Source organism: Bradyrhizobium sp. (assembly GCF_016462955.1).
Taxonomy (GTDB): Bacteria; Pseudomonadota; Alphaproteobacteria; order Rhizobiales; family Xanthobacteraceae; genus Bradyrhizobium.
Genome location: NZ_JAEMSD010000275.1, coordinates 8,802 through 9,137, shown reverse-complemented (window position 1 = coordinate 9,137; position 336 = coordinate 8,802). Strand labels below are relative to the sequence as shown.

At 69.0% G+C, this 336-nt stretch carries 1 protein-coding gene; it reads right to left on the bottom strand.

Annotation, left to right across the window (positions count from 1 at the left end):
- The coding region (locus tag JHD07_RS24405) for a Na+ dependent nucleoside transporter N-terminal domain-containing protein (RefSeq protein ID WP_291626694.1) at nucleotides 1-336 on the bottom strand (336 nt) is incomplete at both ends.

Genomic DNA, 336 nt, shown 5'->3' with positions numbered 1-336 from the left:
GGCGGTGCCGAGGCGGGCGGTGAGTCAAAGAATATGCCGCGGACGACGGGCGGCAGTATCCGCCAGTAGAACAGCAGCGTCGTGAGCACGCTCATCACCAGCACGATCGGCAGCGCCTGGAAGGCCAGGATGAAGTCCGCGCCGGGCACTTTCAGGTCGAACGGCAGGGCGCCGCCGCCGATATAGCCGAACACGAAGGCGGAGCCGGCGCGCGAGGCCGCAGAGATCGCGCCGACCGCGTCGTTGATGGCACCGAAGGCATGGGCGACCACCGGCAGCTTCAGCAGCAGGATCGCGGTGGCGAATGTCGCGGCGAGGCCGATCGCCGCCTGACGC